This is a genomic window from Streptomyces sp. CB01373 (assembly GCF_002803075.1).
Lineage (GTDB): Bacteria > Actinomycetota > Actinomycetes > Streptomycetales > Streptomycetaceae > Streptomyces.
On record NZ_NNBK01000014.1, the window covers coordinates 91,604 to 113,457 of the forward strand.

General features: G+C 72.9%; 20 protein-coding genes and 1 riboswitch. Of the genes, 7 read left to right on the top strand and 13 right to left on the bottom strand.

Annotation, left to right across the window (positions count from 1 at the left end):
• Nucleotides 1-45: 45 nt before the first annotated feature.
• Nucleotides 46-522 carry a DUF3093 domain-containing protein gene (locus CG719_RS23460; protein ID WP_100570653.1) on the top strand — a complete coding sequence of 159 codons (477 nt, stop codon included), beginning with the start codon at nucleotides 46-48 and terminating at the stop codon, nucleotides 520-522.
• A 69-nt stretch (nucleotides 523-591) separates the two neighbouring features.
• Here CG719_RS23460 and CG719_RS23465 read toward each other — a convergent pair whose 3' ends face one another.
• From CG719_RS23465 to CG719_RS23480, 4 genes are all read right to left on the bottom strand, one after another.
• Nucleotides 592-1,599: a hypothetical protein gene (locus CG719_RS23465; protein ID WP_100570654.1), complete on the bottom strand. Its 1,008-nt coding sequence runs from the start codon at nucleotides 1,597-1,599 to the stop codon at nucleotides 592-594.
• A gap of 13 nt (nucleotides 1,600-1,612) precedes the next feature.
• Entirely contained in the window at nucleotides 1,613-1,909 is a 297-nt protein-coding gene (locus CG719_RS23470; protein ID WP_005481602.1) for a DUF4193 domain-containing protein, read from the bottom strand.
• A 393-nt stretch (nucleotides 1,910-2,302) separates the two neighbouring features.
• Nucleotides 2,303-3,604, bottom strand: a complete 1,302-nt coding sequence (locus CG719_RS23475) for a sensor histidine kinase (protein ID WP_100570655.1) — start codon at nucleotides 3,602-3,604, stop codon at nucleotides 2,303-2,305.
• Nucleotides 3,605-3,610: 6 nt separating this feature from the next.
• Complete coding sequence (locus tag CG719_RS23480) at nucleotides 3,611-4,264, bottom strand: response regulator transcription factor (RefSeq protein ID WP_028424348.1); 654 nt, start codon at nucleotides 4,262-4,264, stop codon at nucleotides 3,611-3,613.
• 426 nt (nucleotides 4,265-4,690) lie between these two features.
• Between CG719_RS23480 and CG719_RS35915 the strand changes: the two genes are divergently transcribed.
• On the top strand, nucleotides 4,691-4,864 hold the full coding sequence (locus tag CG719_RS35915; protein ID WP_019981855.1) for a hypothetical protein: 174 nt from the start codon (nucleotides 4,691-4,693) through the stop codon (nucleotides 4,862-4,864).
• Nucleotides 4,865-4,941: 77 nt separating this feature from the next.
• Here the strand turns inward: CG719_RS35915 and CG719_RS23485 are convergent, their stop codons facing one another.
• Both CG719_RS23485 and CG719_RS23490 read right to left on the bottom strand, forming a co-directional pair.
• The gene (locus tag CG719_RS23485; protein WP_100570656.1) at nucleotides 4,942-5,757 is read right to left on the bottom strand and encodes an inositol monophosphatase family protein; all 816 of its coding nucleotides are present in this window, start codon (nucleotides 5,755-5,757) and stop codon (nucleotides 4,942-4,944) included.
• Between the two features lie 8 nt (nucleotides 5,758-5,765).
• Nucleotides 5,766-6,893, bottom strand: a complete 1,128-nt coding sequence (locus CG719_RS23490; protein ID WP_100570657.1) for a ferrochelatase — start codon at nucleotides 6,891-6,893, stop codon at nucleotides 5,766-5,768.
• A 238-nt stretch (nucleotides 6,894-7,131) separates the two neighbouring features.
• Between CG719_RS23490 and CG719_RS23495 the strand changes: the two genes are divergently transcribed.
• Both CG719_RS23495 and CG719_RS23500 read left to right on the top strand, forming a co-directional pair.
• Nucleotides 7,132-8,370, top strand: a complete 1,239-nt coding sequence (locus CG719_RS23495; RefSeq protein WP_100570658.1) for an MFS transporter — start codon at nucleotides 7,132-7,134, stop codon at nucleotides 8,368-8,370.
• Complete coding sequence (locus tag CG719_RS23500) at nucleotides 8,330-9,649, top strand: D-arabinono-1,4-lactone oxidase (RefSeq protein WP_100570659.1); 1,320 nt, start codon at nucleotides 8,330-8,332, stop codon at nucleotides 9,647-9,649. The genes CG719_RS23495 and CG719_RS23500 overlap by 41 nt, the downstream gene beginning before the upstream one ends.
• On the opposite strand, the gene CG719_RS23505 is transcribed toward CG719_RS23500, so the two are convergent.
• Nucleotides 9,573-10,463 carry a hypothetical protein gene (locus CG719_RS23505; RefSeq protein WP_100570660.1) on the bottom strand — a complete coding sequence of 297 codons (891 nt, stop codon included), beginning with the start codon at nucleotides 10,461-10,463 and terminating at the stop codon, nucleotides 9,573-9,575. The two genes, CG719_RS23500 and CG719_RS23505, sit on opposite strands and share 77 nt — an antisense overlap.
• A 508-nt stretch (nucleotides 10,464-10,971) precedes the next feature.
• Between CG719_RS23505 and sepH the strand changes: the two genes are divergently transcribed.
• Complete coding sequence (gene sepH, locus CG719_RS23510) at nucleotides 10,972-11,997, top strand: septation protein SepH (protein ID WP_100570661.1); 1,026 nt, start codon at nucleotides 10,972-10,974, stop codon at nucleotides 11,995-11,997.
• Between the two features lie 165 nt (nucleotides 11,998-12,162).
• On the opposite strand, the gene CG719_RS23515 is transcribed toward sepH, so the two are convergent.
• Nucleotides 12,163-13,014 (bottom strand): sulfurtransferase, encoded by an 852-nt coding sequence (locus tag CG719_RS23515; protein ID WP_100570662.1) that lies wholly within the window; start codon nucleotides 13,012-13,014, stop codon nucleotides 12,163-12,165.
• A gap of 459 nt (nucleotides 13,015-13,473) precedes the next feature.
• On the opposite strand from CG719_RS23515, the gene CG719_RS23520 reads away from it, so the two are divergent.
• Nucleotides 13,474-14,277 carry a VOC family protein gene (locus tag CG719_RS23520; RefSeq protein ID WP_100570663.1) on the top strand — a complete coding sequence of 268 codons (804 nt, stop codon included), beginning with the start codon at nucleotides 13,474-13,476 and terminating at the stop codon, nucleotides 14,275-14,277.
• A 142-nt stretch (nucleotides 14,278-14,419) separates the two neighbouring features.
• On the opposite strand, the gene CG719_RS23525 is transcribed toward CG719_RS23520, so the two are convergent.
• From CG719_RS23525 to CG719_RS23540, 4 genes are all read right to left on the bottom strand, one after another.
• Nucleotides 14,420-15,070, bottom strand: a complete 651-nt coding sequence (locus tag CG719_RS23525; protein ID WP_100570664.1) for a thymidine kinase — start codon at nucleotides 15,068-15,070, stop codon at nucleotides 14,420-14,422.
• 67 nt (nucleotides 15,071-15,137) lie between these two features.
• A complete protein-coding gene (locus tag CG719_RS23530) occupies nucleotides 15,138-16,346 on the bottom strand; it encodes an alkaline phosphatase family protein (protein WP_100570665.1) in 1,209 nt (402 codons plus the stop codon).
• Nucleotides 16,346-16,942: a DUF5998 family protein gene (locus CG719_RS23535; protein ID WP_100570666.1), complete on the bottom strand. Its 597-nt coding sequence runs from the start codon at nucleotides 16,940-16,942 to the stop codon at nucleotides 16,346-16,348. Before CG719_RS23535 ends, CG719_RS23530 begins: the two co-directional genes overlap by 1 nt.
• 52 nt (nucleotides 16,943-16,994) lie before the next feature.
• Complete coding sequence (locus tag CG719_RS23540; protein ID WP_100570780.1) at nucleotides 16,995-20,270, bottom strand: bifunctional GNAT family N-acetyltransferase/acetate--CoA ligase family protein; 3,276 nt, start codon at nucleotides 20,268-20,270, stop codon at nucleotides 16,995-16,997.
• Nucleotides 20,271-20,446: 176 nt separating this feature from the next.
• Between CG719_RS23540 and CG719_RS23545 the strand changes: the two genes are divergently transcribed.
• Entirely contained in the window at nucleotides 20,447-20,728 is a 282-nt protein-coding gene (locus CG719_RS23545; protein WP_100570667.1) for an HPr family phosphocarrier protein, read from the top strand.
• A gap of 157 nt (nucleotides 20,729-20,885) precedes the next feature.
• Here CG719_RS23545 and CG719_RS23550 read toward each other — a convergent pair whose 3' ends face one another.
• Entirely contained in the window at nucleotides 20,886-21,641 is a 756-nt protein-coding gene (locus CG719_RS23550) for a M23 family metallopeptidase (RefSeq protein ID WP_100570668.1), read from the bottom strand.
• 12 nt (nucleotides 21,642-21,653) lie between these two features.
• Nucleotides 21,654-21,814: riboswitch (cyclic di-AMP (ydaO/yuaA leader) on the bottom strand.
• Between the last annotated feature and the right edge of the window lie 40 nt (nucleotides 21,815-21,854).

Consider the following 21,854-nt stretch of genomic DNA (forward strand, 5'->3'; position numbering starts at 1 on the left):
TACCCGCGCGTCGGCGCGGGCCCGTCACCGTGCCAAGCTTGGTTCATGCAGCTCTCCGCCCAGCCCTACGAAGAACGCCTCACCGCGCCCCGTTCCTGGTGGCTGATCAGCCTTCTGATGGGCATCTCCTGCGCCCTGGTCCTGCTTCCCTTCGGCACCCTGCCGATGCTGGGCGGCCTGGTCGGCGGCACCGCGGCGTCGGCGGTCGTGGCGAGCTCCTACGGCTCGCCGCGGATCCGGGTCGTGGGCGGACTGCTGATCGCGGGCGAGGCGAAGATCCCGGTCACGGCGCTCGGCGAGACGGAGGTGCTGGACGCGGAGGAGGCGCGCGCCTGGCGCACCCACAAGGCCGACACCCGCGCCTTCCTGCTGCTGCGCGCCTACATCCCCGGGGCGCTGCGGGTGATCGTCACCGACCCCGAGGACCCCACGCCCTACCTGTACCTGTCGACGCGGGAGCCGGAGCGGCTGGCCGAGGCGCTGCGTGCGGCGCGGGCCGCCGTGGAGGCCGAGGCCGCGTAACGCCCGTAACGCCGTCCAGGGGGCGCCGGGGCCGCGCGGCTTCGTACGGGTGACCCCGGGCGGCCGGGGTCAGCTCTCGGGCTTCCCGAAGCCGCCGGTGGCGTCGGGACCGTCGGTGGTACCGGAGCCGTCCAAGTCGTCGTCGGTGTCCTGGAGCCGCAGCGGGTGCCCGGCCGCCTCCAGGGACGGCAGCGGGGGCAGTTCGCCCCATGGGACCTGGACCTTGCGCAGGTCCGAGCGGATGCGGGCGGCGAGCCGTCTGGTCTCGCGCCGGTTCATCACGGCTCCGGCCGCGGCGCCCACCATGAAGGGCGTCAGCTTGGGCAGGCCCCGCGCCGTCCGCTTCATGATCTGCCGGCGCAGCTGGCGCTTCACCCGGCCCCCGAGGGCGATGTCGATCGTCGTCGGATTCCGCACGTCGATCTTGCGCTCGTGCGACCAGGCGGCCAGATACGCGGTACTGCGGACCTTCAGATTTCCGGGGGGCCGCGCCCCGTACACCTCGTGGAGTTCCGCGATCAGCTTGAGTTCGATCGCCGCGACTCCGGTGACCTCCGCGGCCAGCTGGGTCGGCATCGCGGGCGGTACCGGCAGCATCGCCGCCGCGCCGACGCCCGCTCCGACCGTGGAGGAGGCGTGCGCCGCGCCCGCCACGAGCTTGTCCGCGAGCTGTTCGGGTCCGAGGCCGGGGAACTGCCGGCGGAGCGCGCCGAGGTCCCTCACGGGAATCCGCGGGGCCGTGTCGATGACGCGGTCGGTGAGGTACGAGAGGGCCACCCTGGCGCGGCCACTGCTCACGCGTGCGCCGCTCCTGGCCACTCTCCCGACCGTGCGGGCGTGGTGCCGGAACGCCGAGGCCTGCCGCCGGACTGCGGGCGCGGATCCGCCCGCCGGGTCGGCGGGGTCACCGCGCCCCGAGACCGATGCGAGCGCGGGCGATCCCGCCGATCCGTCCGGATCGGTTGTACGGGACGGCCCTCGCTCGTCGTCACGCGCGCCGTTGGGGCCGTCGGGCGGCCCCGGGTCCGCTCCCCCGCGGGGGATGCGGCGCTTCCAAGGAGGGGTCGAGCCAGTCACGGCCGACCCTGCCTCAGTCGCAGTCGCGGCAGATCGGCTGACCGTTCTTCTCCCGGGCCAGCTGGCTGCGGTGGTGCACCAGGAAGCAGCTCATGCAGGTGAACTCGTCCTGCTGCTTGGGCAGCACCCGGACGGCCAGCTCCTCGTTCGAGAGGTCCGCGCCGGGCAGTTCCAGGCCTTCTGCGGCCTCGAACTCGTCGACGTCGACGGCCGAGGTGGACTTGTCGTTCCGCCTGGCCTTCAGCTCTTCCAGGCTGTCCGAGTCAACGTCGTCGTCGGTCTTGCGTGGGGTGTCGTAATCGGTTGCCATGTCGCTCTCCCCCTCTGGGTGTATGCGGTGTCTCCAGCGCACGTAACGCGTGAGAGGCCGGACTTGTGCCCGACCTGAGGCGGAGATTTTGCCTCACATCAAGGTCTGTTACTCAATCGACACCCAACCGCACTCCTCAAGAGTGATCGGTGTGGATGGCGATCGGGACCGTACACGGTCCGGATGCCCCGCTCCAAAGCGGTCCCACCGTGTACTTCCCGTGATCATGCCCCCTGAAAACCGGTATTTTTCCGGCATTTTGGGGGTTCACATGACCACGCAGAGTAGATGGCCGGAAAACCGCCCATGTGATCGATCACACACGGTGAAGCCGGGAACGGCCCCGGGAATTTCCGCGCAAAGCGAACATCCCCGTGTGTCGGCGCAATGATCTCAGATCGGCAGCATCACTCGCATCACCAGCCCACCCCCCTCACGCGGCACGGCCGAAATGTGGCCTCCGTGAGCCCTCGCCACGGAACGGGCGATGGACAGACCGAGACCGACACCCTTGTCGCTGCCGGTGCGCTCGGTGCGCAGCCGCCGGAAGGGCTCGAAGAGGTTGTCGATCTCGTAGGCCGGGACGACCGGGCCGGTGTTGGTGACGACGAGGATCGCCTGACCGTGCTGGACGTCCGTGGTGACCTCCACCCACCCGCCCTCCCGTCTCCCGCCACCACCCTTGTTCGGAAGCGCTTCGCGCTGCACCTCCTCATTGGCCACGTTGTAGCGCACCGCGTTCTGCACCAGGTTCAGGGCGATCCGCTCCAGCAGCACGCCGTTGCCCTGGACCACCGCCGGCTTGCGCTCGCCGCGGATCACGACCCCCTTGGCCTCCGCCTCCCCGCGCACCTGGTCGATGGCCTGCGAGGCGACCTCGGCGAGGTCCACCGGCTTGCGCTCGACGATCTGGTTGTCGCTGCGGGCGAGCAGCAGCAGGCCCTCGACAAGCAGTTCGCTGCGCTCGTTGGTGGCCAGCAGGGTCTTGCCGAGCTGCTGGAGCTCCATCGGCGCGTGCGGGTCGGAGAGCTGCACCTCCAGCAGCGTGCGGTTGATCGCGAGCGGCGTGCGCAGCTCGTGCGAGGCGTTGCCGACGAAGCGCTGCTGGGCGGTGAAGGCCCGCTGCAGCCGCTCCAGCATGTCGTCGAAGGTGTCCGCGAGTTCCTTCAGCTCGTCGTCCGGGCCGTCCAGCTCGATCCGCCGGGACAGGTCGGAGCCGGCCACCGCGCGGGCGGTGCGGGTGATCCGGCCGAGCGGGGACAGCACACGGCCGGCCATCGCGTAGCCGAACGCGAAGGCGATCACGGCGAGGCCGAGCAGGGCGAGGAGCGAGCGGCTGAGCAGGCTGTCCAGGGCGGCCTGGCGCTGGTGGTCGATGCAGGCGCTGATCGCGGCGTTGAACTCCGACAGCGACAGGTTGCCGTTGTCGACGCCCGGACAGTCGGTGCTGGTGACCCTCAGGGCGTTGAAGTCGACGATCTTGAACAGCGGTTGGTTGCCGGTGCGCAGGGCCTGCGCGGCGAGCAGGTAGATGATCGACAGCAGCAGGATGCCGGCGATCAGGAACATGCCGCCGTACAGCAGCGTCAGCCTTATCCGGATGGTCGGGCGCAGCCACGGGAAGGCGGGCTCCGGCCTTCTGGGGTCCCAGGTGGGTTTCGGGGGCGCCTGGGGCGGCGCCGGGGTCGCGGCCACGGCGGCTCAGATCCGGTAGCCGGAGCCGGGCACGGTGACGATCACCGGGGGCTCGCCGAGCTTGCGCCGCAGCGTCATCACCGTGACGCGCACGACGTTGGTGAACGGGTCGGTGTTCTCGTCCCAGGCCTTCTCCAGGAGCTGCTCCGCGGAGACCACGGCGCCCTCGCTGCGCATCAGGACCTCGAGGACCGCGAACTCCTTCGGCGCGAGCTGGACCTCCCTGCCGTCGCGGAAGACCTCGCGGCGGTTGGGGTCGAGCTTGATCCCGGCGCGCTCCAGGACGGGCGGCAGGGGCACGCTGGTGCGCCGGCCCAGGGCACGCACGCGTGCCGTCAGCTCGCTGAACGCGAAGGGCTTGGGGAGATAGTCGTCGGCGCCGATCTCCAGGCCCTCGACACGGTCGCTGACGTCGCCGGAGGCGGTGAGCATCAGCACGCGCGTGGGCATGCCCAGTTCGACGATCTTGCGGCAGACGTCGTCGCCGTGCACCAGCGGGAGGTCGCGGTCGAGGACGACCACGTCGTAGTCGTTGACGCCGATGCGCTCCAGGGCGGCCGCACCGTCGTACACGACGTCGACGGCCATGGCCTCCCGGCGCAGTCCGGTGGCCACCGCATCGGCGAGCAGTTGCTCGTCCTCGACGACGAGTACGCGCACGTCGCATGTCCTTCCTGTGTCCACCCGCGTAGCGCCGCTCGGGGCGCACGCCGGCAGGGGTCTTCGTTCGTGTGTGTTTCCATCCTGCCCTTTTCGGCCGTAAGTCGGCGGTAAGCCGTGGTAGCGGACGGTGCACGGCAGGCGAGCGATGGGCGAAGCGTCCGTGAATCCCGAATTTTCTTGTCCGGCCGAGGTTTCCGTCGCGAGGAGTCGGGGGAGGACGGATTACACCCCGCGATCACGCTCTGCATGTGCCGCAGCACCATGCGGTACTCCGCGATCCGCTTCGGCAGAGTGGGTGTGGGTGTCCAGCGCCGTCGCCGCCCGGTCGGGCAGCGCCGGGCACCTGCTGAGACGTGATCGCCCCTTCCGAACGGCACACCCCCGTGCCACCGACCCACCGACCCAGGACGAGGGGGCGCAAGCATGGACGCATTCACCGCAGGACTTCTGCAGCGCATAAAGGCGACCGAGTCCGATCTGACCCGGGCTCGTGACGAGGGCGACGACTTCCTCGTCGAGGTCGAGCTGGCCGAACTCGACGACCTGCGCCGCCTCGCCGCCGAACACGGTGTGGAGGTCGGCGTGTCCGGCGTCTGACCAGCCTGCACGCGCACAGCGGGACCCCGGCGAATCCAGCGCCGGGGTCCCGCTGTGTCGATGGCTCTCGTGGGACCTCAGTCGTGCCAGGCGCCGAGGTCCTCCAGGAGGCTCTGGAGGGGCTCGAAGACGCCGGGGACGGCCGCTACCGTCAGGTCGCGGGACGGGCGCTCTCCGGGGCGGCCACCGGACGCGGCGCCCGCCTCCCGGGCGATCAGGTCGCCCGCGGCGTAGTCCCACGCGTTCAGACCGCGCTCGTAGAAGCCGTCCAGGCGGCCCAGCGCCAGGTCGCACAGGTCCACCGCGGCGGAACCGCTGCGGCGGATGTCGCGCAGCAGCGGGATCAGCCGGCGGGCCACGTCGGCCTGGTGGGCGCGGACCTCGGCGACGTAGTTGAAGCCGGTGGCGATCAACGCCTGGTCCAGGGGCGGCGCGGCGCGGCAGGACAGCTTGCGCTCGCCGGCCCAGGCTCCGGTGGCCCAGGCGCCGCGACCACGCACGGCGTGGAAGGCCTCGCCGCGCATCGGGGCGACCACGACCCCGACCAGCGCCTCGCCGTCCTGCTCGGCGGCGATGGAGACGGCCCAGGTCGGCAGCCCGTACAGGTAGTTCACGGTGCCGTCGAGCGGGTCGATCACCCAGCGGACACCGCTCGTGCCCTCGACGGAGGCGCCCTCCTCGCCGAGGAAGCCGTCGTCGGGGCGCCGGTCGGCGATCAGGCCGGTGATCAGCTTCTCGGCGGCGATGTCCATCTCGGTGACGACGTCGATCGGGCTGGACTTGGTGGCGGCCACCGTCAGATCGGCCGGGCGGCCGTCCTTCAGCAGCTCTCCGGCGCGTGCCGCCGCCTGGCGGGCGACTTGCAGCAGTTCCGCGGGCAGGGTGTCGGTCACGGGGCTCCTCACGCGTAGGGACTGTCGGCGCCCGCGGCGGCCGGCCGGGGCGTACGGGCCGGGCAGCAGCCCACCGGACACAGGTTGTGGTCCGCGCCGAGCGCGCCCAGGGCGCACGGCGTGACCCGCTGTCCGCGCTCGATGGCGGCCCGCTCCATGATCAGGTCGCGGATGGCGGCGGCGAACCGCGGGTCGGCGCCCACGGTGGCGGAGCGGCCCACCGGAAGGCCCAGTTCCGCGGCCTTGGCCGTGGCCTCGGTGTCGAGGTCGTACATGACCTCCATGTGGTCGGAGACGAAGCCGATGGGCGCCATGACGACGGCCGGGGCCCCGGCGGCGTGCCGCTCCTCGAGGTGGTCGCAGATGTCGGGCTCCAGCCACGGGATGTGCGGGGCACCGGAGCGCGACTGGTAGACGAGCTGCCAGGGGTGGTCGACACCCGTGCGCTCGCGGACCTCGTCGGCGATCAGTCGCGCCACGTCCAGGTGCTGGCGGACGTACGCCCCGCCGTCGCCGTGGCCCGCGACCGGGCCGGAGGTGTCCGCGGCGGAGACCGGGATCGAGTGGGTGCAGAAGGCGATGTGCGCGCCGTCGCGGACGTCCTCGGGAAGGCCGGCGAGCGATTCGAGCACGCCGTCGATCATGGGCTGGAGGAAGCCGGGGTGGTTGAAGTAGTGCCGCAGCTTGTCGACCTTCGGCAGGTCCAGGCCCTCGGCCCCCAGGGCGGCGAGGGAGTCCGCGAGGTTCTCGCGGTACTGGCGGCAGCCGGAGTAGGAGGCGTAGGCGCTGGTGGCCAGGACCAGGATGCGGCGGCGCCCGTCGCGGGCCATGTCCCGCAGGGTGTCCGTCAGGTAGGGGGCCCAGTTGCGGTTGCCCCAGTAGACCGGCAGATCGAGGCCGTGGTCGGCGAAGTCCTTGCGCAGGGCGTCGAGCAGGGCGCGGTTCTGGGCGTTGATCGGGCTGACCCCGCCGAACTGGAAGTAGTGTTCGCCCACTTCCTTCAGGCGCTCGGTGGGGATGCCTCGCCCGCGCGTCACGTTCTCCAGGAACGGGATCACGTCGTCCGGCCCCTCGGGGCCGCCGAACGAGAGCAGGAGCAGGGCGTCGTACGGGGTGGCGTCGAGCACGTCAGGCATGCCTCGATCCTGCCACTCCGCACCGACGGGCGGGCTCCCGGCCCGCAGGGGCGCGAGAGTCTGGAATGGGGTGGGCCTGAGTCCGGAGGCAGCGGCGCGCGGGAGTCCGGAGTGGGACGTTGCGCGGGTGTCCGTGGGGAGATGTCTCCGGAAGTCCGGAGGGGGTGGTGCGCCGGGGGCGCCCGGTCCGTAAGCTGTATCAGCTTCCTTCACGCCTTACCGGATTCGCGGAGACCCTGTGCCCAGCCCGTACCGTGCCCTGTTCGCCGCTCCAGGCTCCAAGGGCTTCTCTGCCGCGGGGTTCCTCGGCCGGCTGCCGCTGGCGATGATGGGCATCGGCGTGGTCACGATGATCTCCCAGCTCACCGGGCGCTACGGACTCGCGGGCGCGCTGTCGGCCACCATCGCGCTGGCCGCCGCGGTCCTGGGCCCGCAGATATCCCGGCTGGTAGACCGGCACGGGCAGCGCCGGGTGCTGCGCCCCGCGACGCTCGTCGCGCTGACCGCCTCGGCGGTCCTGCTGTGCGCGGCGCACTTCCGGTGGCCGGACTGGGTGCTGTTCGTCTGCGCGGCCGGGATCGGCTCCGTGCCCAGCCTGGGCGCGATGGTCCGCGCGCGCTGGGCCGCCCTGTACCGGGGGACACCACAGCTGCACACCGCCTACTCGTTCGAGTCGGTGGTGGACGAGGCCTGCTTCATCTTCGGGCCGATCGTCTCCATCGGGCTGTCCACGGTCTGGTTCCCGGAGGCGGGGCCGCTGCTGGCCTCCTGCTTCCTGGCGGTGGGCGTGTTCTGGCTGACCGCCCAGCGCGCCACCGAGCCCGCGCCGCACCCGCGCGAGCACCACGTCGGCGGTTCCGCCCTGCGTGCGCGCGGGCTCCAGGTGCTCGTGTCGACCTTCGTGGCGACCGGGACGATCTTCGGGGCGATCGACGTGGTCACCGTCGCCTTCGCCGAGCAGCAGGGGCACAAGAGCGCCGCGAGCGTCGTGCTCGCCCTGTACGCGGCGGGCTCCTGCACGGCGGGCGTCGTCTTCGGCCTGCTGCGCTTCGCGGGACCGCCCGCCCGGCGCTGGCTGCTGGGCATCTGCACGATGGCCGTGAGTATGATCCCCCTCCTACTGGTCGGAAACCTGCCGTTTCTGGCCGTGGCGCTGTTCGTTGCGGGCCTGTCCGTCGCTCCCACAATGATCACGACGATGGCCCTCGTCGAAGAGCACGTACCACGCTCGCACCTGACCGAGGGCATGACCTGGGTGAGCACCGGGCTCGCGGTCGGGGTGGCGCTGGGCTCCTCGGTGGCCGGCTGGGTGATCGACGCGGCCGGGGCGCGGGCCGGGTACGGGGTCCCGGCGGTGTCCGGGGCCGTCGCGGTGGCGGTCGGTTTCCTCGGGTACCGCCGGCTCAGCAGGCCGGCTCCGCGTCGGGGAGGCTTCGTTGAGCAGCACGACGAGCGCGAAGAACGGCACATGGCGTAACTGGGGCGGCAACGTCGCCGCGCGTCCCGGGCGGGAGGTCACTCCGGCCACGGTGGAGGACGTCGCCGCCGCCGTGCGGAGGGCCGCCGAGGACGGACTGCGGGTCAAGGCCGTCGGCACCGGTCACTCCTTCACGAGCATCGCCGCGACGGACGGGGTGATGATCCGCCCGCGGTTGCTGACCGGCATACGCGGGATCGACCGTGAGGCCATGACGGTCACGGTCGAGGCCGGCACCCCGCTCAAGCGACTCAACGTCGCTCTCGCGCGGGAGGGCCTCTCGCTCACCAACATGGGCGACATCATGGAGCAGACGGTGTCCGGGGCGACCAGCACCGGCACCCATGGCACGGGCCGCGATTCCGCGTCGATCGCCGCCCAGATCAAGGGCCTTGAACTGGTCACCGCGGACGGCTCGGTGCTCACCTGCTCCGCGAAGGAGAACCCGGAGGTCTACGCCGCCGCCCGCGTCGGCCTGGGCGCGCTGGGGATCGTCACGGCCCTCACGTTCGCGGTGGAGCCGCTCTTCCTGCTCACCGCCCGCGAGGAGCCGATGAGCCTGGATCAGGTGCTCGCGGAGTTCGACCAACTCTGGGCGGAGAACGAGCACTTCGAGTTCTACTGGTTCCCGCACACCGGTAGCACCAACACCAAGCGCAACAACCGCAGCGCCGGCCCCGAGCAGCCGGTGGGGCGGCTGGCCGGCTGGTTCGAGGACGAGTTCCTCTCCAACGGCGTCTTCCAGGTGGCCAACTGGGTCGGTCGCGCGGCGCCCGCCACCATTCCGTCGATCGCCCGGATCTCCAGCCGCGCGCTGTCCGCGCGGACGTACACCGACATCGCCTACAAGGTCTTCACCTCGCCGCGCCGGGTGCGCTTCGTGGAGATGGAGTACGCCGTGCCGCGCGAGGCCCTGGCCGACGCGCTGCGCGAGCTGAAGGCGATGGTCGACCGCTCCGGACTGCGGGTGAGCTTCCCGGTGGAGGTGCGCACCGCGCCCGCCGACGACATCACCCTGTCCACCGCCTCGGGACGGGACAGCGCGTACATCGCGGTCCACATGTTCCGGGGCACCCCCTACCAGCGGTACTTCACGGCCGCGGAGAGCATCTTCACCGCGTACGAGGGCCGGCCGCACTGGGGCAAGCTCCACACCAGGAACGCCGGCAAACTCGCCGCGGTCCACCCGCGCTTCGGCGAGTTCACGGCGCTGCGGGACCGGCTGGATCCCCAGCGGCTGTTCCAGAACGACTACTTGCGGAGGGTGCTGGGGCCGTAGCGCTCGCGCCGGGTGCCGGGGCCGTGGTGCCGGAGTCGGAGGGCCCGCCATCCCCGGCGCCGTCGGTGCCGGCGGTCCCCGTGGTGCCGCCTCCGCTGTCGCCACTGTCACCCGTGGCCTCGGGTGCGGGCGTCGGGCTCGCCCCGGTGCCGCGGTCGGGGCCACCGGAGGCGGCTCCGTCCGGCGAAGTCCCTTCCCCGCTCCCGGATGTGCGGGAGGGCGAGGAGGTGGGCGCGTGTTCGTCCGGGGTCACGGAGGGCGAGCGATGGCCGGTCACGGCATAGCCGACCGTCGTACCCCTGCCGCCGCTGAAGCTGTCGCCCGACACCAACTCGTAGGCGGTGATTCCGGCCATGGTGACCCCGAAGACGAGGGCGGCTGCGACCACGGGCCGCTTCCAGCTCTTGATCCGGGCCCGGTAGACGGTCCCCTCACCGAACTCACCCACCGGCGGCGGGATACACCCGGCGGGGGCGGCCGCCGTGACCGGCGCGGGAGAGGCGGCCGGGGAAGCGGTCGGGCGGGTCCCCGGTGAGGCAGCCGGGAAGGCACCCGGGGCGGCGCCCACCCCGCGGAGCTGCTCGCCGGTACGCCGGAAGAAGTGCTGGAGGACCGAACCGCCGCAGGTGGCCAGGACGCTGACGACACCAGCCCCCAGGATCGTGCCGTAGACGCCGAAGTACGAGGCGAGCTTCGCGGCCGCCACCGCCGCCAGGGCGCTGCCCGCGACCTGGGCGACGCTCAGGTCGAACCGCCTCCTCCTCACCTCCTCGCCGATGCTCGGCACACCGCCACCGTCGGACCTTTTACGCATGACCGGACCTTGCCTGCCCTTTCCGCACAAACCCGCATCTTTCGCGCAGGGCCACACCCTTCGTAGATGACCGGCCGAACGCACGAGAAAGGGACGTACGGACGAAAGCGATAGTTCCGTTTGCGGCGATTAAGTGAAGTTCCCCACGGGCATGATCGAAGAAGCCGGACGGGGGCGGCCGAGTACCGCCTCCGGCCAGAACTCGGGCGGCGCGCCCATCCACGCACGTGGCCCGAATGGAGTACCGTTATGAGCCCTGGGCCCGGCCTCCCTTCGGGGTGTCCGGGACCATGCTGGACCGCCGGGAGGGGGCTGATTGCACAGGGTGACGGCGTTGGTCACTTAGCGTTGCAAACAGGTAACCGTGCCATAACGGCGTTCCAGGGCCCGTGCCCGACACGCCGGGCAACTCGGCAAGGTTGTGGCAGGCTGCACCCGGGCAGGCCACACTCGACAAGCGGAAGCAGCGACGCACGTGACGTCGGCAGGCACCACCCGGGAGGTCCCCATGCCCGAACTGCGTGTCGTGGCCGTCTCCAATGACGGCACACGGCTGGTGCTCAAGGCTGCGGACAGCACGGAGTACACGCTTCCGATCGACGAACGGCTCCGCGCCGCCGTGCGCGGCGACCGTCCCCGCCTCGGCCAGATCGAGATCGAGGTGGAGAGCCATCTCCGCCCCCGCGACATCCAGGCCCGGATACGAGCGGGCGCGACCGCGGAAGAGGTCGCCCAGCTCGCCGGCATCCCCGTCGACCGGGTACGGCGCTTCGAGGGCCCCGTGCTCGCCGAGCGCGCCTTCATGGCCGAGCGCGCCCGCAAGACCCCCGTCCGCCGCCCCGGCGAGAACTCCGGTCCGCCGCTCGGCGAGACCGTCCAGGAACGGCTGCTGCTGCGCGGCGCCGAGAAGGACACCGCCCAGTGGGACTCCTGGCGCCGCGACGACGGCACCTGGGAGGTCCTGCTGGTCTACCTGGTCGCGGGCGAACCCCACTCGGCGAGCTGGACGTACGACCCGCCGCGGCGCCTGGTGCAGGCCGTCGACGACGAGGCCCGCGCCCTGATCGGCGAGTCCGACGACCTCGGCTCCCCGGAGCCCAGCTTTCCGTTCGTGCCGCGCATCGCGCGTCTGCCGCGCGATCGCCCCTTCGACCGGGACCGCGACCGTCCGGCACTGCCGGGACAGGCACCCGAGCCCCCCGAGGAGAGCGTCGGCGAGCGGGACACGCTGACCAGCCTGCTGGAGGCGGTGCCGAGCTTCCGCGGCGACCTGGTGGTGCCCGAGCGCGCGCCGGAACCCGTGGAGGAGCCCGAGGAGGACCTGGCGGCCGAGGAGCCCCCGGCCCCCGCTGCCTCGGCCGGCTCCGCCTACGCGGACGTCCTCATGCCGCGCTCCGTCACCAGCCACCGCGACCGCCTCACCGGCGCCACCGACCGGCAGGCCGAGGCCGACGGGGTCCGGCCCGGCCGCCGGGCCGCCGTGCCGAGCTGGGACGAGATCGTGTTCGGCACACGCCGCAAGAAGCAGGAGTAACGGGCAGCGGTGGCAAGGCTGTACGAGAGGAAGGGCCGCGCCCGTCGGGTGCGGCCCTTCGCCGTGCGCGCCGCCGCCACCGGTTCCTGACGGTCCGGTACCGGTTCCGGCTGACCGGCTGTCACTCGTTGGGAGTATCTTCCCGGCCGACGACCTGACGTCCCGTCACTGCGGATCCGGCCCCACCGCGACCGGCCGGGACGGATCCGAGGACCACTCGGACCACGAGCCGACGTACAGGGCCGCCGGGATCCCGGCGACGGCAAGCGCCAGCACCTCGTGCGCCGCGGAGACGCCGGAGCCGCAGTAGACGCCGACATCGCGCCCGTCGGTCGCGCCCAACGCCGCGAACCGCGCCCGGAGTTCCCCGGCCGGCAGGAACTTCCCGTCCGGGCCCGCGTTCTCGGTGGTCGGCGCGGACACCGCGCCCGGGATGTGGCCGCCCACCAGGTCGATCGGCTCCACCTCGCCCCGGTACCGCTCCCCCGCGCGGGCGTCGAAGAGCACGCCGGACCGGGCCAGCGCCGCGGCCGCGTCGGCGTCGAGGAGCGGCAGCGCGCCGGGCTTCGGCACGAAGTCGCCCTCGGCCGGTTCGGGCACGGCGGTCTCCAGGGGGCCCTCCCAGGCCACGAGGCCCCCGTCCAGGACCCGCACGTCGGGGTGCCCGGTCCAGCGCAGCAGCCACCATGCACGGGCCGCCGCCCAGCCCTGACCGCCGTCGTGAACGACGACCGGCCGGTCCGCGGACACCCCGGCGCGGCGCATCGCGGCGCCGAACACCTCCAGGTCGGGCAGCGGATGGCGACCGTTTCCGCCCGGCGCCGAGGCCAGTTCGCGGTCCAGGTCGACGAAGACGGCACCAGGGATGTGCCCCGCCGCGTGGGCGGCGCGCCCGTCGAAGGGCGCCGCGCCGGCCGCCGCGGCCAGGCTGAGCTGCCAGCGGACGTCGAGCAGCACGGGCGGCCGCGGCCCCGCGAGGGCGTTCGCGAGATCGGATGCGGAGATGATGGCGTTCATGGCCCCATCCTCGCGCACGGGGTGGCCGCATCGCCCGCGTCGGGCTACTCTGCTCGGCCGGGCACTTCCGATCACGAGGCGTACGGGATCGGCCACATGCTGTACAGCCGATCGACATCCTTCGGTAAACGCATCGAAACGGTCGGGACACCGCACACCGGGCACCCTCCGGACGGGACCCCGCCTCGCCGGCGCATCGGCTAGTGCTGTGGCCGGAAAGGTTTGCCGGAAAGCTCGCGGCGTCCGGTGCGGTGCATCGCAAGGCGGAGCATCGCCCGTGTACTGGATGTACTCGGGTGATGCGACAACGCGGCTGGGGGTCCCCCCTGCTCGAAGAGCTTGGGGGAGCCGTGCCGGGCGTCGCGAGCCGGTGAACCTTTCCGGTCACAGCACTAGGGGTCCGGAGAACGGAATCGAGGCGGCCGTCGAGAGGCCCTGGAGGCCGAGGAGAAGGTGACGATGACCGAGGCACCTGAGCCGGGCGTCCCGAACGGCCGGGCACCCGCCCGGAACAGACCGGGCACACCGTGCCGGGTGAGCCTGATGGTGCACGGAATGGCCGCCGCGCAGGCCTTCTACGGGGACCTCTTCGGCTGGGAGTTCCAGCCCGGTCCGAGCCGGTCGGGCCCCTGCGCGCGGGCCCTGCTGAACGGCCACGAGGTGGGCGGCATCGGACAACTGCCGCCCGGCCGCCGCCTGACCGCGGCGTGGACGCCGTATCTCGCCTCGGACGACGTGGACCTGACGGCGGAAGCGGTACGGCTGTGCGGCGGCACGATCGGGGTGGGCCCGCTGGACGCGGGCGGCATCGGACGGCTGACGATCGGCTCCGACCCGTGGGGCGCGGTTTTCGGCCTTTTGCGGGCCCGGCCGCATCCGGGTACGGAGATCGCCGGGCTGCCCGGCACCCCGGTGTGGCACGAGCTGCTGACCTACGAGAGCGCGGGCGCCGCCACGTTCTACACCAGGCTGTTCGGCTACGAACGGAAGCCGGACGGCTCCGCCGACGTCGACCGCGTGACCCTGCACCTCGACGGCCGTCCGGTCGCCGGAGTCCACGGGGTGGGCCGGTCCCTGCCCCCTGACCGGGGCCCGCACTGGATGACGTACTTCGAGGTCCCCGACACCGACGAGGCGACCGCCCGCCTGGCCGTCCTGGGCGGCCGGGTCCTCACCCCCGCCCGGGACACCACCCAGGGCCGCGTGGCCACCGTGACGGATCCGGAGGGGGCCCGGTTCGCCCTGATCCGGAGCGCGCGTTGATGCCCAGCAGGACGGCAAGCAGTGTTGACGGCTGGTGTCGCTCAGGAGGGTGATATCGGCAGGACAGCCGGTGACAGTGCCGGGGCACCGGCGACGGTGCCGTGAGGCGTGCTGCCGTCCGGACGCGGGCGCAGGCGCTCGGTCAGTCGGCGGTCACGGGCAGGACGTCCGGGGACAGTGCCGCCGCCCGGGCCGAGGCGGCTGTCATGCGGCGGCGGTGGTGGCGGCGGCACAGGACCTCGTAGCCGATCTCGTCCATGGAACGGGTCACATCGCCGACGAACACCTGGGCGCCCTCGACCACCATGACGCCGCCCACGGTGCGGGCGTTGTGGGTGGCGCGGGCGCCGCACCAGCACAGGGCCTCGACCTGGAGTACCTCGACGCGGTCGGCCAGTTCGACCAGGCGTTGGGAGCCGGGGAACAGCTTGGAGCGGAAGTCCGTCGTGATGCCGAAGGCGTAGACGTCCATCTCCAGGTCGTCGACCACGCGTGCGAGCTGGTCGATCTGCTCGGGCGCGAGAAACTGCGCCTCGTCCGCGATCACGTAGTCGGCGCGGCGGCCCTGCGAGAGGTGGTCGACGATGTACGCGTACAGGTCCACGCCGTCCTCGACCTCCACCGCGTCCGTCACAAGGCCGAGGCGTGAGGACAGCTTGCCCTCGCCGGCCCGGTCGTCACGGGTGAAGATCATGCCCACAAGGCCGCGCGCGGAGCGGTTGTGCTCGATCTGGAGAGCCAGTGTCGACTTCCCGCAGTCCATGGTTCCGGAGAAGAACACCAGCTCTGGCATGAGCAGTTGGGCACCTTTCGGCGAGTGTGGAGGACGGTGGTGTACAGCGAGTGGGGGGGAAGGGGCCTCAGGAGCGTACTTCCAGCAGGGGGACCAGCTGCTCGGCAGGGGTCATCGAACCGTGGTTGCCGACCATCAGCGACTCCTTCGGCTCCTGCTCGGAGGCGATGAGCAGGACGTCGTCGTGGGCGGCGGCGATCACGTCGCCGATCCGCGCGTACACCCGCTCGTCGACGCGCGGCCCGAACCAGCTCGCCGCGATCGCCTCGTCCCGGGAGGCGACCCAGAACTGCTCGCCGAGCACCTCGCGCCAGCAGGTGAGCACGTCGCCCTCGGCGCCCGGCACCGCGTACACGTGCCGTGCGCGTCCCTCGCCGCCGAGCAGGGCGACGCCCGCGCGCAGCTCCCAGTCCTCGTCGAAGTCGATGCGGTGCCGCTCGTCGAACGGGATGTCGACCATGCCGTGGTCGGCGGTGACGTAGAGCGCGCTGCGCGGCGGGAGCTGCTCGGCCAGGCGCTGGACCAGCCGGTCGACGTGCATGAGCTGTCCGCGCCAGGTGTCGGAGTCGACGCCGTAGCGGTGACCGGCGCCGTCGAGTTCCGAGTAGTACGTGTAGACGAGGGCCCGGTCGGCGGCGGCGAGCTGCTCGGCCGCGACGTCCATGCGCTCCTCGCCGGTCAGCCGTCCCAGGAACGTGCCGCCGCTGAGCGCGACCTTGGTCAGCGGGGTGTTCTGGAAGGTCGGGGAGGACACCTGGGCGGCGTGCACACCCGCCTGCTGGGCGAGCTGGAAGACCGTGGGGTGGGGCTGCCAGGCGCGCGGATCGGAGTACGGCTGCCAGCGGAGCTGGTTCATCAGCTCGCCGGTGGCCGGGTTGCGCACGGTGTAGCCGGGCAGGCCGTGCGCGCCCGGGGGCAGGCCGGTGCCGACGGAGGCGAGCGAGGTCGCCGTGGTCGCCGGGTACCCGGCGGTGATCGGGCGGCCGGTGCCGCCGCGCGAGCTGCCGAGCAGGGAGTTCAGGTAGGGCGCGTCCAAGGGGTGCGCCTTCAGCTGCTCCCAGCCGAGGCCGTCGATCAGGAAGACACAGGCGCGGTCGACGGGGGCCAGCTCGTCGATCGCGGCCGTCATCCGCGGGACGCCCATGCCGGCGGCCAGCGTGGGCAGCAGGTCGGCGAGCGAGCCGGTGCCGTACGCGGGGGCGGGTGCGGACTCGACGGCCAGCGGCTCGGGGTGGTCCCAGGCGGTGGCGTCGTCGGGGAAGAAGGGGCGGGTCATCAGCGGGTCGGGTCCGCGGTGGCCTCGGAGATGGCCTGGGCGAAGGCGAGGGCCTGCCGGACCGTCTCGGGGCCGTCGCCGGCCTCGCTGACGCGCAGGCTGAGGTCGTCCGCCGTCGAGTTGCCCGTGTAGCCGTGGTCGGCCTCGCAGTTGGGGTCGCCGCAGGCGGCGGGCTCCAGGTCGATCCGGGACACGGCGCCCCAGCCGATGGTCAGCACGACCTCGCGCGGCAGCGTGCCCGGCGTGTACTGCTCGGGGTTGGCGACCACGCGGCTGACCACGACCGACGAGATCCGGTCGAGCTTGACCGACTCCGTGGACGTGGTGGCGTACGGCGTCGGGGAGGTGCTGTCGGCGGCCTGCTCGTCGGTGTGGCTGACGATGAAGCGGTTGCCGGTGAGGACGAGCACCGTCACGTGCCGCCGCACCTCGTTCTGGTCGAACGTGGTCTCCTGGTGGACCAGGTACGACCGGATGGGCTCCCCGCCCACGGCGGCCTCCACCGCCTCGGCCACGAGAGCCGGGTAGTAGCCGCTGCGTTCGATCGCCGAACGCAGCCCCTGGGTCGTCGTACTGGTCTTGGCCATGCCGTCCATCCTACGGGGGCGCACTGACTGCGAGGCACCGCCGCGGAGCGAGGAGTCCCGGTCAGTACACCGGGAGCGTGCGCGGGCCGAGGTCGTCGCGGGCGGGCGGGGGTGCCAGGCGCACGGAGGCGTCGAGGACGGTCAGCCCGCGCGGGGCGACGACGACCGGTTCCAGGGTGACTGCGACGACCTCCGGGTGGTCGTGGACCAGCCGTGACACGCGCAGCAGCAGCTCCTGCAGGGCGGGTGTGTCGACGGGGGCGGAGCCGCGCCAGCCGAACAGCAGGGGCGCCGTGCGGATGGAGCGGATCAGGGAGGTGGCCTCGCGGTCGGTGACCGGGATAAGCCGGTGCGCCATGTCGCCGAGCAGTTGGGAGGCGACGCCGGCGAGCCCGAAGGAGAGCACGGCGCCGGCCGCCGGGTCGATGACCGCGCGCACGACGGTGTCGACGCCTCGGGGCGCCATCGCCTGCACCACCGGCCGCACCTCCTCGGGCTTGCCGAAGAGGTCGGTCAACTCGGCGTAGGACCAGCGGAGTTGCTCCTCGTCGGTGAGATCGAGGCGTACGCCGCCGAGGTCGGCGCGGTGCCGCAGGTGGGGGGCGGTGGCCTTCAGGGCGACGGGGTAGCCGAGGGTGCGGGCGGCTTCGGCGGCGTCGTCGGGGGTGGGCGCGGGCAGGGCCCGGCGCACGTGGATGCCGTACCGGCCGAGCAGCTCGCAGGTCTTCTCCGTGCCGAGCGTGAGGCCCTGCCCGCGCTCCAGGAGCCCGCCGATGAACGCGGCGGCGCCCTTCTCGTCGATGTCCTCGTACTCCGGCACCCTGCCGGGCTCCGCCGCCTCCCGCCGCCACTGCCCGTACCGGACCGCTTCGGCGAGCGCCCGTACGGCGCGCTCGGCGGCGGGGTAGGCGGTGATCAGTCGCGACCCGGCGGGGACCGGCTCGGCCCTCGCACCGGCCGACGCCACGGTCCCAGGGCCCGTGCCCCCGGCCTCTTCGGGCGCGTGGGGGGCCGGTGGCCGGGGGCCGGAACCGGGCCGCGCGCCCGCGCCGGGAGTTCGGTCCGGACCCGACACGGCCTTCGGGCCGGTGCCGGTCTCGGGGTTCGGGTCGGCGGACGAAAAGGCCGGGGCGGGCCGATGGCCCGCCGCCCCCGGCCGGAGGCCCTGGCCGACGTGCGGTGCCACGCCGGGCTCGGGGCCCGAGTCGGCCCGGGACGCCCCGCCCGACCGAGGCTCCGCGCCCGCCGGGAAGGCCGCACCCGACTGAGGGCCCGAGTCGGCCGGGGACGCCCCGCCCGGCTGAGGCTCCGCGCCCGCCGGGGAGGCCGCGCCCGCCTGGTGAACCGGACCCGAGGGAGACGCCCCGCCCGCCGGGCGGTCCGGGCCCCCCGGGGAAGCCGGGGCCGACCCGGGTGCCGTGGACGGCGGCAGCAGCGGGGTCGCCGGTGGCTGGGGGCCCGGGCCGGGGGGCGGGGCCGTGCTCGTGGCGGCGGAGAGGGCTTCCGCCAGGTCGCCGAACTCGACGTGGACCACCAGGACCGGCTTGCCGGGGACCTCCTGGGCGGCCGAGCGCAGCGCCTCGGCCAGGGCCGTGTCCGCGGCGGCCCCTTCCCCCACCGCCGGTATCAGCGTGACGACCACCGCGTCGGTGGTCTCGTCGGTGAGCGCCCGGGACAGCGCGGCCCGGAAGTCCTCCGCCGAGGCCGCCGTCGTCAGGTCGCGCGGAGGCTGGGGGCGCAGGCCCTCCGCGAGACAGCGGTCGTAGGTCAGCACGCCCAGCGACTCGGAGTTGCCGAGGATCGCCACCCGCGGTCCCGGCGGCAGTGGCTGCCGGGCGAGCAGCAGGCCGGTGTCGACCAGTTCGGTGATGGTGTCGACCCGGATCACGCCGGCCTGCCGCAGCAGCGCGGACACCGTCGCGTGCGGCAGCCGCGTCGCCCGTACCGCGTGCCCCTGCGGGGCGGAGCCCGCGCTCTGCACCACGACCAGCGGCTTCACCGCCGCCGTACGCCGGGCCAGGCGGGTGAACTTGCGCGGGTTGCCGATGGACTCCAGGTACATCAGGGCGACGTCGGTGTCGGGGTCGTCGTACCAGAACTGCATGACGTCGTTGCCTGAGACGTCCGCCCTGTTGCCGGCCGACACGAAGGTCGACACTCCCGTGACCCCGGTGACCCCGCCGCCGCGCCGGTGCAGCCGGGACAGCAGCGCGATGCCGATGGCCCCTGACTGGGCGAAAAGACCGATGCGGCCGGGCCGGGGCAGCTCGGGGGCGAGGGAGGCGTTGAGCCGGACGTCCGGCGAGGTGTTGATGATGCCGAAGGTGTTGGGCCCGATGATCCGCATGCCGTACGAGCGCGCCTGCCGCACGAGCGCGCGCTGCCGCTCGCGTCCCTCGGGGCCGCTCTCCGCGTAGCCCGCGGAGATCACGACGAGCCCCTGCACCCCGTGCTCCCCGCACTCGGCGACGGCGTCCGGGACGTGCTCGGCCGGCACGGCGACGACGGCGAGGTCCACGGGACCGTCGATGTCGCGCACCGAGCGGTGGGCGGGCACCCCGTCGATCTCCCGGCAGTCCTCGCCGAAGGCCCGGTTCACGGCGTGGAGCCGCCCCGTGAACCCGGCGTCGCGGATGTTGTCGAGGATGCCGCGGCCCACGCCGCCGCGCGTGCGGCCCACTCCGACGACGGCGACCGAGCCGGGCACGAGCAGCCGCCGTACCGACCGCGCCTCGGCCCGCTGCTCCCGTGCGTGCTGCACGGCCAGCGAGCGGTCGGTCGGCTCGATGCCGAACTCCAGGTGTACGACGCCGTCCTCGAAACTGCGCTTCTGGGTGTACCCGGCGTCCGTGAACACCTTGATCATCTTGGTGTTGGCCGGCAGCACCTCGGCGGTGAAGCGGCGGATGCCGCGCTCCCGGGCGACGGCCGCGATGTGCTCCAGGAGCGCGGAGGCGACGCCCCGGCCCTGGTGGGCGTCCTGTACGAGGAAGGCGACCTCGGCCTCGTCGGAGGGCGCCGAGGCGGGCATGCCGTCCGCGTCGATGCGGTCGTAGCGTACGGTGGCGATGAACTCGCCGCCGACCGTGGCCGCGAGTCCCACCCGATCCACGAAGTCGTGGTGCGTGAAGCGGTGGACGTCCTTCGCGGAGAGCCGCGGGTAGGGCGCGAAGAAGCGGTAGTACTTGGACTCGTCCGACACCTGCTCGTAGAAGCTGACCAGCCGGCCGGCGTCGTCGGCGGTGATGGGGCGGATCCGTGCGGTGCCGCCGTCGCGCAGTACCACGTCGGCCTCCCAGTGGGCGGGGTACTCGTGCCGGTCCGGCGAGGTCTGCATGGGGCCCAGCGTACGGCTCGCGTCCCACAGCGGCGCGAGGCAGTCTGTGGAGGACACACGTCGGACCGAGGCCGCGGTCCGACGCCACCCGGAGCGGCGCACACGCCCGCTCCGTGCTCGCACCACGTGTGGAAAACTGGTCTAGACAACCCTGATCACCTGAAGGGCAGCAACACATGGCTGAGCGCCGCGTCAACGTCGGCTGGGCCGAGGGTCTCCACGCCCGCCCCGCTTCCATCTTCGTCCGGGCCGCCACGGCCGCAGGCATCCCGGTGACGATCGCCAAGGCCGACGGGACGCCCGTCAACGCGGCCTCCATGCTGGCCGTGCTCGGCCTCGGCGCCGAGGGCGGCGAGGAGGTCGTCCTGGCCTCCGACGCCGACGGCGCGGACGCCGCGCTCGACCGGCTGGCCAAGCTGGTCGCCGAGGGGCTCGAGGAGCTTCCCGAGACGGTCTGACCGGCAGGAACGGTCCTGCGCCGAAGCCGTGCCGCCCGGACGGGTGGCACGGCTTCCGTGTGCCCGGTCGGCCGCCGGAAGACCGCCGGGGTACGCCGGAGGCCCCGGCTCGGGAGCCGGGGCCTCGGGAGTGACGGACGGTACGCCGGGCGGCGGGTCAGACGTTGACGCCGTGCTTGCGGAGGTAGGCCACGGGGTCGACGTCGGAGCCGTAGTCCGGGGTCGTACGGGCCTCGAAGTGCAGGTGCGGTCCGGTGACGTTGCCGGTCGCGCCGGACAGGCCGATCTGCTGACCGGGGATCACCTGCTGGCCCACCGAGACCTGGATGGACGACAGGTGGCCGTACTGGGTGTACATGCCGTCGGCCATCCTGATCACGACCTGGTTCCCGTACGCCCCGCCCCAGCCGGCGTCGACGACGGTGCCGCTGCCGACCGCGTGGACGCTGGTGCCGCTCGCGGCGTGGAAGTCGACGCCGGTGTGGGTGCCGGAGGACCACAGGGAGCCGCCGCTCCGGTAGCCGGTCGACACGTAGGAGTCGAAGATCGGCGTGACGAAGGCGTTGAGGCGCTCGCGCTCGGCCTCGCGGGCGGCGCGCGCCTTGGCCTCGCGCTCCTTCACCGCCTGCTCGGCGGCCTTCTTGCGCGCGGCCTTCTCGGCCTCCTTGCGCGCGGCGGCCCGGTGCTGGGCGACAGCCTGGGCGTCGATCTTCTCGGCGACGCTGTCGCCGAGGGTGACGACCGGGGTGAGGCCGGTGTCCTCGGGGGCGGCAGCCTCCGCCGCGAGGGCCGGGGCGGCGAGGGTGCCGATGGCACCGGTGGTGGCCAGGGCCGCGACGCCCGCAGCGCGGGCGGTGGTGCGGTGCATCCGGCTCGGCCGTCGGTGCTTCCCGGCGGCGCGGGTGAACGCCATGGAGACGTGGATCCTTTCCTTCCGTGTCGCCTACCGGGTTAGCTGACGGGTTCGGAGCGGGAAGGTCTCCTACGGCCCCCTCGCATCGCGCGCGGGTGTCCGATTCACCCCAGGGACGATGGGTCCCCGGCTCCCCTGGCTCGCGCCGTACGGGGACTCGGCGATGACTGTCCGGTGCCGCGGACGCGGCGCACTGCCCGACGAACAGCCGGA

Bases quoted from the DNA above. Each gene is read 5' to 3' on its own strand.
- CG719_RS23505 (WP_100570660.1), bottom strand. From the start codon at position 10,463: ATGCGTAAAAGGTCCGACGGTGGCGGTGTGCCGAGCATCGGCGAGGAG.
- sepH (WP_100570661.1), top strand. From the start codon at position 10,972: ATGCCCGAACTGCGTGTCGTGGCCGTCTCCAATGACGGCACACGGCTG.
- CG719_RS35915 (WP_019981855.1), top strand. From the start codon at position 4,691: ATGGACGCATTCACCGCAGGACTTCTGCAGCGCATAAAGGCGACCGAG.
- CG719_RS23550 (WP_100570668.1), bottom strand. From the start codon at position 21,641: ATGGCGTTCACCCGCGCCGCCGGGAAGCACCGACGGCCGAGCCGGATG.
- CG719_RS23490 (WP_100570657.1), bottom strand. From the start codon at position 6,893: ATGCCTGACGTGCTCGACGCCACCCCGTACGACGCCCTGCTCCTGCTC.
- CG719_RS23520 (WP_100570663.1), top strand. From the start codon at position 13,474: ATGACCGAGGCACCTGAGCCGGGCGTCCCGAACGGCCGGGCACCCGCC.
- CG719_RS23460 (WP_100570653.1), top strand. From the start codon at position 46: ATGCAGCTCTCCGCCCAGCCCTACGAAGAACGCCTCACCGCGCCCCGT.
- CG719_RS23515 (WP_100570662.1), bottom strand. From the start codon at position 13,014: ATGAACGCCATCATCTCCGCATCCGATCTCGCGAACGCCCTCGCGGGG.
- CG719_RS23535 (WP_100570666.1), bottom strand. From the start codon at position 16,942: ATGGACGGCATGGCCAAGACCAGTACGACGACCCAGGGGCTGCGTTCG.
- CG719_RS23540 (WP_100570780.1), bottom strand. From the start codon at position 20,270: ATGCAGACCTCGCCGGACCGGCACGAGTACCCCGCCCACTGGGAGGCC.
- CG719_RS23525 (WP_100570664.1), bottom strand. From the start codon at position 15,070: ATGCCAGAGCTGGTGTTCTTCTCCGGAACCATGGACTGCGGGAAGTCG.
- CG719_RS23530 (WP_100570665.1), bottom strand. From the start codon at position 16,346: ATGACCCGCCCCTTCTTCCCCGACGACGCCACCGCCTGGGACCACCCC.
- CG719_RS23545 (WP_100570667.1), top strand. From the start codon at position 20,447: ATGGCTGAGCGCCGCGTCAACGTCGGCTGGGCCGAGGGTCTCCACGCC.
- CG719_RS23470 (WP_005481602.1), bottom strand. From the start codon at position 1,909: ATGGCAACCGATTACGACACCCCACGCAAGACCGACGACGACGTTGAC.